The sequence below is a fragment of the Paraburkholderia sp. J8-2 genome (assembly GCF_905220195.1).
In the GTDB taxonomy this organism is placed as follows: Bacteria; Pseudomonadota; Gammaproteobacteria; order Burkholderiales; family Burkholderiaceae; genus Paraburkholderia.
This window is the reverse complement of sequence record NZ_CAJMZA010000001.1, coordinates 983435-999862: the sequence shown is the minus strand read 5'-3', so window position 1 is coordinate 999862 and position 16428 is coordinate 983435. Positions and strand designations below refer to the sequence as shown.

The following is a 16428-nucleotide window of genomic DNA, read 5'->3' as shown; positions in this document are numbered from 1 at the left end:
GCACGATGTAGCTGTGCACGCCTGAACACAGTTGCGCCTCACAACGGCAAGAAGCGAACCGCTTACATGATCTCCACGCGCAGCGCCATCCGTTAGCGTCGCTCGCGCGGAGCACACAGGGTTTGTAGTTTTGCGTCCCGCAAGGCTGCAAGGTCATGTCACGCCCGTCGCATTCATATGTCCCGCACGGGCAAGCAAGCGAATCATTAGTCATGCGAACCAGACCATTAGTTGGCGTCACCGCCGACCGCACGATGATGGGAGCGCACGCATCACACGTTGCCGGCGAGAAGTACATCGCCGCAGCGGTGGATGGCGCAGGCGCGCTCGCCTTCGTGCTGCCCGCCCTTGGCGAGCGGCAGGCTGCGTCCGACATTCTCGAAGCCGTGGACGGACTGCTTTTCACGGGCAGCTATTCGAACGTCGAGCCGCATCGTTATGGCGGCCCGGCGAGCGAGGCCGGCACGTTGCACGACCCCGCTCGCGACGCCACCACGCTGCCGCTCATGCGCGCCGCGATCGAGGCGGGCGTGCCGGTGCTCGCCATCTGCCGCGGCTTCCAGGAGATGAACGTGGTGTTCGGCGGCACGCTGCATCAGCAGGTGCATAACGTTGCACGCTACGACGACCATCGCGAGAACAAGGACGATCCGCTCGACACGCAATACGGTCCGGCGCACGCGTTGAAGCTCGTGGAAGGCGGTCTGCTGCAACGGCTCGCGGGTGGCGCACGCGAAGCACGCGTGAATTCACTGCACGGCCAGGGCATCGAGCGGCTGGGTGCGGGCCTCGTGGCCGAGGCATTCGCACCCGACGGGCTCATCGAAGCCGTGAGCGCGGCGAACGCGCACAGTTTCGCGCTTGGCGTGCAATGGCACCCCGAGTGGAAACACGCCGACGACGCGCTCTCCACCGCCATCTTCCACGCGTTCGGCGAGGCCTGCCGCAACCACATGCTGGCCCGAATACCGGGCGGGGCCGGACACGACGTGGCGCACGCGCCACGCGCCGCCCACGCCTGATGCCGGCCCATACAGAACAGAGAGAAAGATCATGCATGAAATCGACGAATTCCTGAAAAAGCACCACATCACCGAAATCGAAGCGATCATCCCCGACATGGCGGGCATTGCGCGCGGCAAGATCATCCCGCGCAGCAAGTTCGAATCGGGTGAATCGATGCGCTTGCCGCAAGCCGTGATGATCCAGACCGTGACGGGCGACTACCCCGAAGACGGCAGCCTCACCGGCGTCACCGATCCCGACATGGTGTGCGTGCCCGATCCCTCGACGATCCGCATCATTCCGTGGGCCATCGATCCCACCGCGCAGGTGATCCACGATTGCGTGCACTTCGACGGCTCGCCCGTTGAAATCTCGCCGCGCCGCGTGCTGCGCCGCGTGCTCGAACTCTACGAGGCAAAGGGCTGGAAGCCCGTCATTGCGCCGGAGCTCGAGTTCTATCTCGTCGACATGAACAAGGACCCGGACATTCCGCTCACGCCGCCGATCGGCCGTACGGGCCGTCCGGAAACGGGCCGCCAGGCGTATTCGATCGAAGCAGTGAACGAGTTCGATCCGCTCTTCGAAGATATCTACGAGTACTGCGATATTCAGGGCCTCGAAGTCGATACGCTCATTCACGAAGTGGGCGCGGCGCAGATGGAGATCAACTTCCTGCACGGCGATCCGTTGAACCTCGCCGACCGCGTGTTTCTCTTCAAGCGCACGGTGCGTGAAGCGGCGCTGCGCCACCACATGTACGCCACCTTCATGGCGAAGCCCATGGAGAACGAGCCGGGCTCGGCCATGCACATTCACCAGAGCCTCGTCTCGGCGGAAAGCGGCCAGAACCTCTTCACCGGCCCGGACGGTAAACCGACCGACATGTTCTACGCGTATATCGCCGGTCAGCAGAAGTACACGCCCGCGCTGATGCCGATTTTCGCGCCGTACATCAACTCGTATCGCCGCCTTTCGCGCTTCATGGCCGCGCCGATCAACGTGGCGTGGGGCTACGACAACCGCACCGTGGGCTTTCGCGTGCCGTACTCGTCGCCGGCCGCACGCCGGGTGGAAAACCGCATTCCGGGCGTGGACACCAATCCGTACCTCGCGATCGCCGCGACGCTCGCGGCCGGCTATCTGGGCATGACGCAGCACCTCAAGCCCACGGAACCGCTCGTGAGCGACGGCTATTCGCTGCCCTACCAGTTGCCGCGCAATCTGGAAGAAGGCCTCACGTTGATGAGCGCGAGCGAACCGCTCATGGGCATCCTGGGCGAGAAGTTCGTGCGCGCCTACCTCGCCCTGAAAGAAACCGAATACGAAGCGTATTTCCGCGTGATCAGTTCGTGGGAACGCAAGCACCTGCTGCTGCACGTGTAAACGAAAGGAGACACAGCAATGAACTATCGAATCGACGCCCCCGCCAGCGCGCTGCAGGAAGCGCCGACGACGCTGCGCGCCCAGGCCGCACGCACGACGCGCTCGACGAGCGAATACCGCGCGCTGGACGCTGCGCACCACATTCACCCGTTTTCGGACATGGGCTCGCTGAACAAGGCGGGCAGCCGTGTGATCGTGAAGGCGAAAGGCGTGTACCTGTGGGACTCGGAAGGCAACCAGATCATCGACGGCATGGCCGGGCTCTGGTGCGTGAACGTGGGCTATGGCCGCAAGGAACTCGCCGACGCCGCCTACGAGCAAATGCAGGAACTGCCGTTCTACAACACGTTCTTCAAGACCACGCACCCGCCGGTCATCGAACTGTCGGCGCTGCTCGCACAGCTTTCGCCCGAGCCGTTCAACCACTTCTTCTATTGCAACAGCGGCTCCGAAGGCAACGACACGGTGCTGCGCATCGTGCATCAGTACTGGCTCACGCAAGGCAAGCCCTCGAAGAAAGTCGTCATCTCGCGAAAGAACGCGTATCACGGTTCGACGATCGCGGGCGGCACGCTGGGCGGCATGGGCTACATGCACGAGCAGATGCCTTCGAAGGTCGAGAACATCGTGCATATCGACCAGCCGTACTTCTATGGCGAAGCGCAAGGCAACATGTCGCCCGAGGAGTTCGGTCTCGCGCGTGCACAACAGCTCGAAGCGAAGATTCTCGAAGTGGGCGCGGAGAACGTGGCCGCCTTTATCGGCGAGCCGTTCCAGGGCGCAGGCGGCGTGATCTTCCCGCCCTCAACCTACTGGCCGGAAATTCAGCGCATTTGCCGCAAGTACGACGTCCTGCTCTGCGCCGACGAAGTGATCGGCGGCTTTGGCCGCACCGGTGAGTGGTTCGCGCATCAGCACTTCGGCTTCGAGCCGGATCTCATCACGATGGCCAAGGGCCTCACGAGCGGCTATGTGCCGATGGGTGCGGTGGGCATTCACGACCGCGTGGCCAAAGCGCTCATCGAGAACGGCGACTTCAATCACGGCCTCACGTACTCAGGGCATCCCGTCGCCGCCGCGGTGGCCGTTGCGAACCTCAAGCTGCTGCGCGACGAAGGCATCGTGACGCGCGTGAAGAACGACACGGGCCCGTACTTCCAGCAGCGCCTGCGCGAAACCTTCGGCAATCATCCGATCATCGGTGACATCTCGGGTGCGGGCCTCGTAGCGGGTCTGCAACTCGCGGAAGATCCGAAGGCGCGCAAGCGTTTTGCGAATGGCGGCGACGTGGGCTCGCTCTGCCGCGACTTCTGCTTCAACGGCAACCTCATCATGCGCGCCACGGGCGATCGCATGCTGCTCTCGCCGCCGCTCGTCGTCACGCGGGCAGAGATCGATGAAATCGTGTCGAAGGCCAAGAAAGCCATCGACGCAACTGCGCAACAACTGGGTCTTTCTTAACGCGACTTGTCCAAGGCGGGCGGCGCAACGGGGTGCTGGGCCCCCCGCCAATTTTCATCTTCAGGGGAAAGCAACATGAGTGTTAGTCATCTTCGTCATGCGGTCGCGCTTGCGGCCCTCGCAGCGTGTGCAGGCCTCACGGCCGTGTCGAGCCAGACCGCGCACGCGGCCGACGGCGATTTGAACGTCTACAACTGGTCCGACTACATTGCGAAGGACACGATCCCGAACTTCGAAAAAGAAGCGGGCGTCAAGGTCAAGTACGATAACTACGACAGCGACGACACGCTGCAAGCCAAGCTGCTCGCCGGCAGTTCGGGCTATGACATCGTTGTGCCCACATCGAACTACATGGCCAAGCAGATTCAGGCCGGCGTGTACCAGAAGCTCGACAAGTCGAAGATCCCCAACCTCGCGAACCTCGATCCCGTGCTCATGCACATGATCGCCGACGCCGATCCGGGCAATCAGTACGGCGTGCCCTGGGCGTTCGGCACCGACGGCATCGGCTACAACAAGCAAGCGGTGGAAAAGGCGCTCGGTCCGAACGCGCCCGTGGATAGCTGGGCGCTCGTGCTCGATCCGCAAAATCTCTCGAAGCTCAAGGGCTGCGGCGTGTCGTTCCTCGACCAGGCCGTGGACGTCTTCGCCGCGACGCTGCAATACATGCACAAGGACCCCAACAGCACGAACCCCGCCGACTACCAGGCCGCGTTCGAAGTGCTGAAGAAAGTCCGCCCGTATATCACCCAGTTCAATTCGTCGGGCTATATCAACGACCTCGTGAACAACGATATCTGCGTTGCCGTGGCATGGTCGGGCGACGTCGGCATTGCACACCGCCGCGCCGAGGAAGCCAAGCGCTCGTATGACGTCAAGTTCTCGAACGTGAAGGAAGGCGGCCTGCTGTGGTTCGACGTGATGGTCATCCCGAAGGACGCCCCGCACCCGGAGAACGCGATGAAGTGGATCAACTACATCTCGGACCCGAAGGTCAACGCGCAAATCACCAACGAAGTGTTCTACCCCACCGCGAACAAGGCCGCGCGCCAGTTCGTCACCCCGGCAGTGGCGCAGGACGCGACGGTGTACCCGCCGGAAGACGTGCTCAAGAAGATGACGCTGATGAAGCCGATGCCGGCTGACATCCTGCGCCTTGAAAACCGCCTGTGGGCCCAGTTGAAAACGGGCCACTGAGACCCTGATCACCCCCTGAAGGAAACAAGAAGGAGACAACGCGGAAGAGGGATCGCTCGACCCCTCTCCGCCTGAAGTGCGCAATTCCGAAGTCCGGCCGCGCAGCGCCGCCCCCCTTTTTTGACGACGCGCGCGAGCCATTCCCGAGCTCCGTTCGCAGTACTAATCGCGAGTCGCCCCGTGCGCCCCGTGCGGGTCGCCTCGCGCCTGAAAACCGAGTACTGCGATCAGATAGGAACCCAGATCAGATCATGAATTCGACGTCTAAAGTCAACGCCCCAGAAGCTCTGCGCGCCAACGCGAACCCGGCAAAGAACGACGCGTTCGTGCGTATCGAGAACGTCGTCAAGAAGTTCGGTGACAGCACCGCCGTGGACAACGTGAGCCTGAACATCGCCAAGAACGAGCTTTTTGCGCTGCTCGGCAGCTCCGGCTGCGGCAAGTCCACCCTGCTGCGCATGCTCGCGGGCCTCGAAACGGCCACGTCGGGCCGCATCTACGTCGACGGCGAAGACCTCGCGTCGCTGCCCCCGTACCGCCGCCCCGTCAACATGATGTTCCAGTCGTATGCGCTCTTTCCGCACATGAGCGTGGAGTCGAACGTCGCGTTCGGCCTCAAGCAGGAAGGCGTGCCGAAGAACGAGATCCGCGAGCGCGTGGCCGACGCCCTCAACCTCGTGCAGATGGGCCGCTACGCGAAGCGCAAACCGCATCAGCTTTCCGGCGGCCAGCAGCAGCGCGTGGCGCTTGCACGCTCGCTCGTGAAGCGCCCCAAGCTCCTGCTGCTCGACGAACCGATGTCGGCGCTCGACAAGAAGATCCGCCAGAAGACCCAGCTCGAACTCGTGAACATCATCGAGAAAGTCGATGTCACCTGTGTGATGGTCACGCACGATCAGGAAGAGGCCATGACCATGGCCAACCGCCTTGCCGTGATGAGCGAAGGCCGCATCGTGCAGATCGGCTCGCCGAGCGAAGTCTACGAATTCCCCAACAGCCGTTTCTCGGCCGAATTCATCGGCTCGACCAACCTGTTCGAAGGCAAGGTCGTCGAGGACGAGCCCGATCACATCTTCGTGGAAAGCGAAGACCTCGAAACGCGCATGTACGTGAGCCACGGCGTGACCGGGCCGCTCGGCATGCCCGTTGGCATTTCGGTGCGCCCGGAGCGTGTGCGCGTGACGCGCGAAAGGCCCGGCACGCAGCACAACTGGGCGCGTGGCGTGGTCACGGACGTCGCCTACATGGGCAGCTATTCGCTCTATCACGTGCGTCTGCCAGGCGGCAAGGTCGTCGTCTCGAACCTCTCGAGCTCGCACCTCATGAATGAGGGCGCGCCCGCCTGGAATGACGATGTTTATGTGTCCTGGTCGCCGGCCAGCGGCGTCGTGCTCACGCAGTAAGGAGGCCCGAATCATGAGTACCACTATTCCCACCACGCCTGGGTCAGGCCGGGCAGCCGCAGACGCCCGCCGCGGCACGCTCGCGCGCTTCTTCTCGCGCTTCGTGCCTTCGGGCCGCACCACCGTGATCGGCGTGCCGTTCGTGTGGCTCACGCTGTTCTTCGCCGTGCCGTTCGTGCTCGTGTTCAAGATCAGCTTCGCCGACCAGATGATGGCGGTGCCGCCCTATACGAACCTCGTCCAGATGAAGGACGGCGTCGTGCACTTCGCCCTGCAGCTCGGCCACTACGCCTTCCTGCTGCAGGACGACCTGTACATCGCCACCTACATCAGCTCGCTGAAGATGGCGGCCGTCTCCACCCTCTTCTGCCTCTTGCTCGGCTATCCGATCGCCTACTACATCGCGCGCTCGAATCCGGCCACGCGCAACCTGCTCATGATGGGCGTGATGCTGCCGTTCTGGACGTCGTTCCTGATTCGCGTGTACGCGTGGATCGGCATCCTCAAGGACGACGGCCTGCTCAATCACACGCTCATGGCCATCGGCCTCATCCATTCGCCGCTGCGCCTCTATCACAGCGACGCGGGCGTCTATATCGGCATGGTCTATTCGTACCTGCCGTTCATGGTGATGCCGCTCTACGCGCACCTCGTGAAGATGGACCTCACGCTGCTCGAGGCCGCCTATGACCTCGGCGCGAAGCCCTGGGTCGCGTTCACGCGAATCACGCTGCCGCTCTCGAAGAACGGGATCATCGCGGGCAGCCTGCTCGTGTTCATTCCGGCCGTGGGCGAGTACGTGATCCCCGAACTGCTCGGGGGCGCCGACACACTGATGATCGGCCGCGTGATGTGGGACGAGTTCTTCAACAACATGGACTGGCCGATGGCCTCCGCCGTCACGGTCGCGATGGTGCTGCTGCTGCTCGTGCCGATGGCGCTCTTCCAGCACAACCAGGTCAAGCAACTGGAGGAAGGCAAATGATCAAGCCCAACCGTACGCTCTCCACCGGCGTTCTCACACTCGGGTTTCTGTTCCTCTACATCCCGATCATCAGCCTCATCGTCTACTCGTTCAACGAGTCGAAGCTCGTTACGGTGTGGTCCGGCTTCTCGCTGAAGTGGTATGCCGCGCTGCTGCAGGACGACGAGCTGCTGAGCGCCGCCTGGCTGTCGCTGAAGATCGGCCTGATGACGGCCTTCGCCTCCGTCGTGATCGGCACGTGGGCCGGCTACGTGCTCGCGCGCATGGGCCGCTTCAGGGGCTTCGCGCTCTTCGCCGGCATGATCAACGCGCCGCTCGTGATTCCCGAAGTCATCCAGGGCATTTCGCTTCTGCTGCTGTTCGTCGCGATGGAGCAGTTCCTTGGCTGGCCGAAGGGCCGCGGCGTGCTGACCATGTGGATCGGCCACGTGATGCTGTGCGTGTCGTACGTGGCGATCATCGTGCAGTCGCGCGTGAAGGAGATGAACCAGTCGCTCGAGGAGGCCGCGCTCGATCTGGGCGCGACGCCCTTCAAGGTGTTCTTCGTGATCACGCTGCCGCTGATCTCGCAAGCGCTCATTTCGGGCTGGCTGCTCTCGTTCACGCTCTCGATCGACGACCTCGTGCTCTCCGCGTTCCTCTCGGGCCCGGGCTCGACCACGCTGCCGCTCGTGGTGTTCTCGCGCGTGCGTCTGGGTCTGAATCCGGAGATGAACGCGCTCGCCACGCTCTTTATCAGCGCGGTGACGATCGGCGTGATCGCGGCCAACCAGATCATGGCGGCCCGCGAGAGAAAGCGCCTGCGCGACATGCAACTCGCTTTCGTCCAGCCCGAGCCCGCCGAAGCCCTGACGCCGGCCGCCCCTGCCGGCGCGGTGGGTGCGCCGATTGGCCGGCGCGCGGCGTGATGGCGCCTGTCGAATAACGAACACATTTAGCGGGACGGTGTACGCCGCCCGCCGTCCCGTACCCGCACGTTGAAGTAGCTGCAATAACGACCAACAAGGAGAATTTCAATGAAGAAGAAGTTAATCTGTCTGCTGGTGGCCGGGGCGCTGCCAGGGCTCGCGCTAGCGGACTCGACCAGCGATCAGATCAAGGCCCTGCAGGCGCAGCTGAACGCCCTGCAAAAAGAGGTGAAATCGCTCAAGACCGAACTGGCGCAATCGAAGACGACAACGAAGGCCGCAGCCGCAGGGCCGGTCGTCCCGGCCACCGCCGCCGCTCCGGTCGTGGACATCAGTTCGCCCGATTACGGCAAGGCGCAAGCGAACCTGACCAACGACCAGGTCGATGCGATGAAGCAGCAGATCGCAAGCCAGCAGCTCAAGGTCGATTCGCTCACCGACGCCGCCAATACCGGTCCGCTCGCCGGGCTTTCGATCACCGGCTATATCGACCCGACGTATATCTACAACCGCGCGCCGGGCACGTCGTCGTTCCTGTTCGCGAACCATACGGGCGCGTATAACTACTTCAACAGCACGTTCGGCGATGTCTACCTCGACATCAAGAAGACCTTCGGCGTGGGCCCGATGGCGCCTTCGGCCGAAATCACGCTCATGCCCAACCGCGGCAACGGCATCACGCTGCTGCAGAACGAGCATGGCGAGATCGGCAACAACATCCTGAATACCGCGGTCGTCACCGTGCCGGTGACCTCCACGGGTACGTTCGTCGCCGGTCTCATGCCGAGCTTTGGCGGCTACGAGGTGCAGCAGTCGAACCAGATGCTCACGCTCACGCACAACCTGCTCTACGATTTCTCCGATCCGGGCAGCTATGTGGGCGTCGGCTGGAACTACACGCCGGACGGCAGCCAGTGGGCGTTCAAGTTCATGGTTGGCAACGAGCAGTACCGCACCAATGGCGCGGTCGTGCAGACGGGCCAGAACGCGCTGGGCGACCCGATCACCACGAGCAACAAGATCCCGACGTTCACGGCGCGTGCCGACTACACGTGGTCGAGCGCACTCGATATTGGCGGCTCGTTCAACATTGGCCGCCAGACGCTGCCGAGCGCATTCGACTCGACGACGGGCCAGGCCGTGTACGGCGTGGGTGGCCAGGCATCGAGCTCGGGCGGCTACTTCCTCTTTGGCGAAGTGGATGCAACCTACACGCAGGCGGACATCCAGTACAACGCCGAAGTCGATTACGGCCAGCAGCAGCGTGCTGCGTTCAACGGCGGCAACGCGCAGTGGTACGGCTTCTCGCTGCTCGCGCACCGCAAGTTCAACGCGCCGGTGGTGGGCCGCATGGGCGTGACCGCACGCTACGACCTGCTCGTCGACAGCAAGAACGGCGGCGGTGGCGGCGGCATCGTGCTGAATTCGAATGGCATGGACACGGCCAACGGCTTCGGCATTGGTGCGGACTGCCTGGCGAATTCGCAGGCGGGCGGCGGCTTCGGCTTCGAGTGCAAGGGCGCGACGCGCCAGGACGTGGCGCTCGACCTGTTGTTCTTCCCGACGCAGCAGATCACGGTCAAGGTGGAATACCGCCACGACTGGGCCACGCAGCGCGTGTTCCTGCACAACGACGGTTCGTACGGCAAGAGCAACGACTTGCTGGGCGCGCAGTTCATCTACTCGTTCTGATGAGGTTGGGGCGGGCGGCGGCTATCAGGGTTCCTGACCGTCGCCCGCTTTTTGTTTCTACGCTCTCTTTATGCTCAAATTCGCCAATCAGCCACATGCCCCGTCCTGGTACGCGGCCACCGCCAACGACACCACGGCGCACCCCGCGCTGGAAGGCGCGATCGACGCCGATGTCTGCGTGGTCGGCGCGGGCCTTACGGGCGTTTCCGCCGCACTCAATCTCGCCGAACGCGGCTATCGCGTCGCGCTCGTGGAAGCGTCGCGGGTCGGATGGGCCGCGAGCGGGCGTAACGGCGGGCAGCTGATTGGCGGGTTTGCCTGCGATATCGACACGTTCGCGCAGTTCATGCCCGAAGCCGAGGTCCGTCAGGTCTGGGACATGGGCCTCGAAACACTCGACATCGTGAAGCGCCGCGTCAAGCAGCACAATATCGATTGCGCGCTCACCGAAGGCTATTTCACCGCCGCCAACAAGGCGCGCGACGTGGATTCGCTCAAGCGCTGGCGCGACGAGGCGGCAAGCCGCTTCGGTTACGACCGCTTCCGTTACGTCGATGGCGGCGGCGTCGCTAATTACGTGCAGTCGTCGCGCTACGCGGGCGGCCTCTACGATCCCGATAGCGGCCATCTGCATCCGCTCAACTACACGCTCGGCCTCGCGCGCGCGGCCGCCGAAGCCGGCGTGCGCGTGTACGAGAACAGTCCCGTCACGCGCCTGCGCGAAGAAAACGGCGGGCATGTAGTCGAAACCGCGCGTGGCAACGTGCGCGCGAAATTCGTTGTGCTCGCATGCAATACGTATCTGGGCGATCTCGCACCGGCGCTCTCGCGCAAGATCATGCCCGTTGGCACCTATGTGATCGCGACCGAAAAGCTGGGTGCCGAGCGCATGAATGCGCTGATGCCCGCTCAGGCTGCCGTATGCGACAGCCGATTCGTGCTCGACTACTTCCGTCCGGCGCCGGACACGCGTCTGCTTTGGGGCGGTAAAGTGAGCTATTCCACGTTCGCGCCGCCTAATTTGGGCGAAGCCATGCGCCGCGACATGCTGAAGACGTTTCCGCAACTCGCCGATGTGAAGGTGGATTACGCGTGGGGCGGCTACGTGGACATCACGATGAACCGCGCGCCGCACTTCGGCCGCCTCTCGCCCACGGTGTATTTCGCGCAGGGCTTCTCGGGCCACGGCGTGAACACCACGGGGCTCGCGGGCACGCTGATCGCCGAAGCCATTCACGGCCAGGCCGCGCGCTTCGACCTGTTCGGCAAGATCCGTCACCGCGATTTCCCCGGCGGCGCTACACTGCGAACCCCTGCCCTCGTGCTCGCGATGGCATGGTATCGAATGAAGGACCTGCTTTGATGACACTCGACCTCGACGCCCAGGCGGACGCTCTCGCCCGCCACTCGTACTACGAAGCCACCGCCACGCGCCCCGCCGACGACGACCCCGTGCTGGAAGGCGCGCTCGACGCCGACGTGTGCGTGATCGGCGCGGGCTTCGCCGGGCTGTCGGTCGCGCTGGAGTGCCGTGCACGCGGCCTTTCGGTGGTGGTGCTCGACGCGCATCGTCCCGGCTGGGGCGCCTCGGGCCGCAATGGCGGCCAAACGCTCGTGGGCTTCGCGAAAGACGAAGTGCTCGAAAAGCAGCTCGGCGCGCAGGGTATACGCGCGGCGTGGGCGCTTTCCATCGAAGGCGTGAGCCTCGTGCGCGAGCGCATTGCGCGCTACGGCATCGATTGCGATTTCACGCCGGGCTATCTGACCGTCGCGACGAAAGCCAAGCGCGTGCCCGATCTGCGCGCGTGGATGGAGGCGGCGCGCACGCGCTGGGGCTACGACCGCCTCGAATGGCTCGACACCGACGCCACGCGCGCCCGTGTGGCGTCGCAGCGGTATATCGCGGGCGTCTACGATCCGGTTTCGGGGCATCTTCATCCGCTCAAGTACTGTCTTGGCCTTGCTGCCGCCGCGCGCCGCGAAGGCGCGCAACTGTTCGCCCATACGCGCGCGCTCGAAGTCGTGCGCGGCGAGCGGCCCGTGGTCAAAACCGCGCGCGGGGAAGTGCGCTGCCGCTTCGTGGTGTCGTGCAGCAACGCCGCGCCGGGCGGCGTCTTGCCAGGCGCCGTGGCCGCACGCATTGCGCCGATCGCGTCGTACATCATTGCGACCGAATCGCTCGGGCGCGAACTGGCCGACTCGTTGATCGCGCAACGTGCAGCCGTGTGCGACAACAACTTCTTCCTCGACTATTTCCGCGTTTCGGCGGATGACCGCATGCTGTTCGGCGGCCGCGCCGATTCGACTGGCGCCGCGCCCGAGCGCCTGACCGCGGCCATGCAAACGCGCATGAGCGACACGTTCCCGCAACTCGCCGCGGCGCGCGTGGAATACGCCTGGGGCGGCTTTGTCGATGTCACGCGCAACCGCGCGCCCGACTTCGGCGCGATCGACCCGAATTATTACTATGTGCAAGGTTTTTCGGGGCACGGTGTGGCACTCACGGGCATTGCGGGGCGTCTCGTTGCGCAGGCCATCGTGGGCGAGCGCGCCTCGTTCGATCTGTTCGCGCAACTGCGGCACGCGCGCTTCCCCGGCGGCCCCGCGTGGCGGCGGCCCGCGCTCGAAGTCGGCATGCTTTATCACCGTGTAATGGAAATGTTCTGAAGCGGCACGCTCTGCACGTTCTCCCCGCCTGTTATACCCTTGCGAAAGTCCGCCGCGCTCGCGCGGCGCACGCACTTCTTCTGCTTGAATCGCCTTTTCGCCAGGAGCAACAGCAATGGATTACGTCAGGTTCGGCTCGACAGGGCTGCAGGTTTCGCGTCTTTGCCTCGGTTGCATGACTTACGGCGTGCCCGAGCGCGGCACGCACCCATGGACGCTCGGCGAAGAAGCCAGCCGTCCGCTCATCCGCCAGGCGCTCGACGCCGGCATCAACTTCTTCGACACCGCGAACACGTACTCGGACGGCACCTCTGAGGAGATCGTCGGGCGTGCGCTGCGCGACTTCGTCAAGCGCGACGACATCGTGCTTGCCACGAAGGTGTACAACCGCATGCGTCCCGGTCCGAACGGCCAGGGCCTGTCGCGCAAGGCCATCCTCACGGAAATCGATCATAGTCTCAAGCGCCTGGGCACCGATTATGTCGATCTCTATCAGATCCATCGCTGGGACTACGACACGCCGATCGAAGAAACGCTCGAAGCGCTGCACGACGTGGTGAAGGCAGGCAAGGCGCGTTACATCGGCGCTTCGTCCATGCACGCGTGGCAGTTCAGCAAGGCGCTCTACACGTCGCGCCTGCACGGCTGGACCGAGTTCGTGAGCATGCAGGACCACGTGAACCTGCTCTACCGCGAGGAAGAGCGCGAAATGCTGCCGCTGTGCGCCGATCAGGGCATTGCCGTGATGCCGTGGAGCCCGCTCGCGCGCGGCCGCCTCACGCGCGACTGGAACGAAACGAGCGAACGCGAGGCAACCGACAAGTTCGGCAAGACGCTCTACGGCGCCGACGCGGATAAAGCCATTATCGGTGCGGTCGCAACCATCGCGCGTACGCACAACGTCTCGCGCGCACAGGTCGCGCTCGCGTGGCTGCTCCACAAGCCCGGCATCACTTCGCCGATCATCGGCGCCTCGAAGCCGCAGCATCTCGAAGACGCCATCGCCGCCCTCTCGCTCAAGCTCTCCAGCGAAGAGATCAAGACGCTTGAAGCGCCTTATCTGCCTCATGTGATCGCGGGTCATCAGTAAGCGGCGAGGCCGCTGCCAGACGTTCGCGCACAATGCGCGCGAGCGTCTGCATGAGCGTGTCGGCAACGTACGGCGGCGTTTCCGCATAGCCGAGCAGGAAGCCGTTGTAGCGCGTGGCGTCCGGGGCATCGACGCAATACGCACTCAATGGCGAGAGATGCAACCCCTGTGCGCGCGCCGCTTCACTCACCTCGGCGTCGCTGAGCGGCACGTCGAGACGCACGCTCAAATGCATGCCGCCCGCGTCCGCCGACACCGTCATCATGCCGGCCAGATGTTTGTCGATTGCCGCGACGAGGCCGTCGCGGCGCTCTTCGTAAAGCTTGCGCATGCGCCGCAAGTGGCGCGCGTAGCGCCCGCTTTCGATGAATTCCGCCAGCGCCAGTTGCTCCGCCACGCGACCCTGGCGCATGAGCGTGTGATGCGCCTGCGCGAATTGCGCCGCCACACGCTGCGGCACGATCATGAAGCCGATGCGCAGGGCCGGAAAGAGCGTCTTGCTGAACGTGCCGAGATAGATCACGGGTGCGTCGTCGGCCAGGCCCTGGATCGACGGCAGCGGCGGTCCATCGTGGCGCAGCTCGCTGTCGTAGTCGTCTTCGACGATCCACGCGCCGCACGCACGCGCCTGCTCGATCAGCGCGAGCCGCCGCTCGAGGCTCAGCACGCAGCCAAGCGGATACTGGTGCGACGGCGTGAGATAAACGAGGCGCGGCGGCCGCTCACGCCAGTCTTCGGCGCGGGCCGCCATGCCCGCCGCATCCACGCTCATCGGCACGAGCTGCAGGCCCGCAGCGGCAAACGCCACGCGCGCGCCGAGATAGCCGGGATTTTCGATCCACGCGCGCTCGCCCTCGTCCGCGAAGAGACGCGCGCACAAGTCGAGGCTCGACTGCGTGCCGTCCGTGACGAACACCTGGCCGGGCTGGCAGCGCACGCCGCGTGACACCCGCACATATTGCGCAATGGCCTGGCGCAGCGCAGGCATGCCCGCACTGTCGCCATAACCGAGGTCATGCGCACGCAACTCGCGCAGCGCGCGCTCGACGGCGGCGCGCCATTGCGCGTACGGAAACGCGTCGAGCGCGGGCACGCCCGGGCGCAGCGCCTTGGGACCGTCGCGGCCCATGCGGCGCGGCGGCAGGTTGCGCACGCGGCGCGCGAGCGCAGGCGCAGGATCTTCGCGCAGCGCGGACTGCGCAGGCGTTGCCGCCGCAGTCGCATTGACCGCGTTGACGACCGAGCCGTGGCGCGTAGCGCTGACAAAGCCCTCTTCCACGAGCCGCTCGTACGCATAGAGCACCGAATTGCGCGCAATGCCGAGTTGCTCTGCGAGCGCACGGCTCGACGCGAGGCGCGTGCCGCGGCCAATGTCGCCGTCGAGAATCGCGCGGCGCAGGCTCTCGTAAAGCAGGTCCTGCTGCGTGAGCTTGCGCACGGCGCGCTTCGCATAGGCCGCCATCATCAACGCGTAGTCCAATCCCGTGGCTCCATGGTTTTCGATTTCGGTGGGACTAACAATGGTGCCACAAGTCGCTTACGCTTGGGGGTTTGGGCAAGCCTGCAAACGAGGAGACAACGCATGACCGACACGACGCTTCAAGTCCGCGCCGTCGCACCCGACGATTTCGACACATGGCTGCCGCTATGGGACGGCTATAACCGCTTTTACGGCCGCTTCGATGCGACCGCGCTGCCGGAGCACATCACGCGCACAACGTGGTCGCGCTTCTTCGACGGCTACGAGCCCATGCACGCGTTCATCGCCGTGCGCGGCGAGCGCGTGCTCGGTCTCGTGCATTTCATCTATCACCGCAACACGATTCTGGAAGGGCCGATCTGCTATTTGCAGGACCTCTTCACCGTGGAGGATGCGCGCGGCCAGGGCGTGGGCCGCGCGCTGATCGAAGCCGTGTATGCGCACGCGAAGGCGTCGAATTCGTCGCGCGTGTACTGGCACACGCACGAGACGAATCACACGGCAATGCGGCTTTACGACGACGTGGCCGTGAAGCCTGGCTTCGTCATGTACCGCAAGGACGTTTGAAGCACCTCAGGCTAGATCCTTGAGCAGCGAGGCGCGCACTTCACCGTCGATGGTCTGCGTCGGCACGCGGTAATTCGGATGATCGCAGCCTATCGTGAGCGCGGCGCCTTCGCGCAGCCGCGTTTTCATCTGCGGCGTGAGTTCGAAACGCACGAAGTGCACCGCCGAGGTCTTTTCAGCGTTTTCGCGTTCGAGGTCTTCGTCGGCGATCGCGTAGACGGGCGGCTCGCCATCCACCTGAACGAACACCTTGTCCTCGATGCCGATGAGCCGCGCGAGCGCCGCGCGCCGCTCGACTTCGCTTTCATATTCGAGCTGCATGGTCGCCTTCAGGTTGCCGCCGTCGGGCACGAGCGGCAGATAGGCCGCGAGTTCGCCCTGAATGCCGTCTTCGTCGAAGATCTTTTCGATGTGCAGCATCTCCTGGATCTGATAGCGAATCGTGGTTTCGTCCTCGAACAGGAACGTGAGGTGATTGCCGAGCGGCACCGCGCGCTGCTTCTTGTGTTCGATGATGCGTTTGCGCATATCGCCCCGCACGCGGGCGTAGGCTTCCAGCGTCAACAACGAATTTCTCGCGATCGTCATGA

General features: G+C 64.1%; 14 protein-coding genes. 12 read left to right on the top strand and 2 right to left on the bottom strand.

Annotation, left to right across the window (positions count from 1 at the left end; genetic code table 11):
• Positions 1–212: 212 nt before the first annotated feature.
• The 11 genes from U5A52_RS04355 to U5A52_RS04305 all read left to right on the top strand — a co-directional run bounded on the left by U5A52_RS04355 (position 213) and on the right by U5A52_RS04305 (position 13791).
• Positions 213–1022, top strand: a complete 810-nt coding sequence (locus U5A52_RS04355) for a gamma-glutamyl-gamma-aminobutyrate hydrolase family protein (protein WP_321911640.1) — start codon at positions 213–215, stop codon at positions 1020–1022.
• Between the two features lie 31 nt (positions 1023–1053).
• Complete coding sequence (locus tag U5A52_RS04350) at positions 1054–2388, top strand: glutamine synthetase family protein (RefSeq protein ID WP_321911641.1); 1335 nt, start codon at positions 1054–1056, stop codon at positions 2386–2388.
• A gap of 18 nt (positions 2389–2406) precedes the next feature.
• Positions 2407–3849 carry an aspartate aminotransferase family protein gene (locus tag U5A52_RS04345; protein WP_321934045.1) on the top strand — a complete coding sequence of 481 codons (1443 nt, stop codon included), beginning with the start codon at positions 2407–2409 and terminating at the stop codon, positions 3847–3849.
• 75 nt (positions 3850–3924) lie between these two features.
• Positions 3925–5046, top strand: a complete 1122-nt coding sequence (locus U5A52_RS04340; protein ID WP_321934044.1) for a polyamine ABC transporter substrate-binding protein — start codon at positions 3925–3927, stop codon at positions 5044–5046.
• A 251-nt stretch (positions 5047–5297) separates the two neighbouring features.
• Positions 5298–6449, top strand: a complete 1152-nt coding sequence (locus tag U5A52_RS04335; RefSeq protein ID WP_321911645.1) for an ABC transporter ATP-binding protein — start codon at positions 5298–5300, stop codon at positions 6447–6449.
• Between the two features lie 13 nt (positions 6450–6462).
• Positions 6463–7434 (top strand): ABC transporter permease subunit, encoded by a 972-nt coding sequence (locus tag U5A52_RS04330; protein WP_415764414.1) that lies wholly within the window; start codon positions 6463–6465, stop codon positions 7432–7434.
• Complete coding sequence (locus tag U5A52_RS04325; protein ID WP_321911647.1) at positions 7431–8342, top strand: ABC transporter permease subunit; 912 nt, start codon at positions 7431–7433, stop codon at positions 8340–8342. The genes U5A52_RS04330 and U5A52_RS04325 overlap by 4 nt, the downstream gene beginning before the upstream one ends.
• Before the next feature lie 108 nt (positions 8343–8450).
• Positions 8451–10034 (top strand): DUF3138 family protein, encoded by a 1584-nt coding sequence (locus U5A52_RS04320; protein ID WP_321934043.1) that lies wholly within the window; start codon positions 8451–8453, stop codon positions 10032–10034.
• A gap of 70 nt (positions 10035–10104) precedes the next feature.
• The gene (locus U5A52_RS04315; protein ID WP_321934042.1) at positions 10105–11397 is read left to right on the top strand and encodes an FAD-binding oxidoreductase; all 1293 of its coding nucleotides are present in this window, start codon (positions 10105–10107) and stop codon (positions 11395–11397) included.
• Positions 11397–12701: an FAD-binding oxidoreductase gene (locus U5A52_RS04310; RefSeq protein WP_321934041.1), complete on the top strand. Its 1305-nt coding sequence runs from the start codon at positions 11397–11399 to the stop codon at positions 12699–12701. The genes U5A52_RS04315 and U5A52_RS04310 overlap by 1 nt, the downstream gene beginning before the upstream one ends.
• Positions 12702–12816: 115 nt before the next feature.
• On the top strand, positions 12817–13791 hold the full coding sequence (locus tag U5A52_RS04305) for an aldo/keto reductase (protein WP_321934040.1): 975 nt from the start codon (positions 12817–12819) through the stop codon (positions 13789–13791).
• Here the strand turns inward: U5A52_RS04305 and U5A52_RS04300 are convergent.
• Positions 13739–15271 (bottom strand): PLP-dependent aminotransferase family protein, encoded by a 1533-nt coding sequence (locus U5A52_RS04300; protein ID WP_321934039.1) that lies wholly within the window; start codon positions 15269–15271, stop codon positions 13739–13741. The genes U5A52_RS04305 and U5A52_RS04300 overlap by 53 nt on opposite strands.
• Positions 15272–15373: 102 nt before the next feature.
• On the opposite strand from U5A52_RS04300, the gene U5A52_RS04295 reads away from it, so the two are divergent.
• Complete coding sequence (locus U5A52_RS04295) at positions 15374–15838, top strand: GNAT family N-acetyltransferase (protein WP_321934038.1); 465 nt, start codon at positions 15374–15376, stop codon at positions 15836–15838.
• A 6-nt stretch (positions 15839–15844) separates the two neighbouring features.
• On the opposite strand, the gene U5A52_RS04290 is transcribed toward U5A52_RS04295, so the two are convergent.
• The gene (locus tag U5A52_RS04290; protein WP_321934037.1) at positions 15845–16426 is read right to left on the bottom strand and encodes a DUF3501 family protein; all 582 of its coding nucleotides are present in this window, start codon (positions 16424–16426) and stop codon (positions 15845–15847) included.
• Positions 16427–16428 lie beyond the last annotated feature (2 nt).

Bases quoted from the DNA above. Each gene is read 5' to 3' on its own strand.
- U5A52_RS04345 (WP_321934045.1), top strand. From the start codon at position 2,407: ATGAACTATCGAATCGACGCCCCCGCCAGCGCGCTGCAGGAAGCGCCG.
- U5A52_RS04290 (WP_321934037.1), bottom strand. From the start codon at position 16,426: ATGACGATCGCGAGAAATTCGTTGTTGACGCTGGAAGCCTACGCCCGC.
- U5A52_RS04340 (WP_321934044.1), top strand. From the start codon at position 3,925: ATGAGTGTTAGTCATCTTCGTCATGCGGTCGCGCTTGCGGCCCTCGCA.
- U5A52_RS04355 (WP_321911640.1), top strand. From the start codon at position 213: ATGCGAACCAGACCATTAGTTGGCGTCACCGCCGACCGCACGATGATG.
- U5A52_RS04305 (WP_321934040.1), top strand. From the start codon at position 12,817: ATGGATTACGTCAGGTTCGGCTCGACAGGGCTGCAGGTTTCGCGTCTT.
- U5A52_RS04350 (WP_321911641.1), top strand. From the start codon at position 1,054: ATGCATGAAATCGACGAATTCCTGAAAAAGCACCACATCACCGAAATC.
- U5A52_RS04320 (WP_321934043.1), top strand. From the start codon at position 8,451: ATGAAGAAGAAGTTAATCTGTCTGCTGGTGGCCGGGGCGCTGCCAGGG.
- U5A52_RS04335 (WP_321911645.1), top strand. From the start codon at position 5,298: ATGAATTCGACGTCTAAAGTCAACGCCCCAGAAGCTCTGCGCGCCAAC.
- U5A52_RS04325 (WP_321911647.1), top strand. From the start codon at position 7,431: ATGATCAAGCCCAACCGTACGCTCTCCACCGGCGTTCTCACACTCGGG.
- U5A52_RS04330 (WP_415764414.1), top strand. From the start codon at position 6,463: ATGAGTACCACTATTCCCACCACGCCTGGGTCAGGCCGGGCAGCCGCA.
- U5A52_RS04315 (WP_321934042.1), top strand. From the start codon at position 10,105: ATGCTCAAATTCGCCAATCAGCCACATGCCCCGTCCTGGTACGCGGCC.
- U5A52_RS04295 (WP_321934038.1), top strand. From the start codon at position 15,374: ATGACCGACACGACGCTTCAAGTCCGCGCCGTCGCACCCGACGATTTC.
- U5A52_RS04310 (WP_321934041.1), top strand. From the start codon at position 11,397: ATGACACTCGACCTCGACGCCCAGGCGGACGCTCTCGCCCGCCACTCG.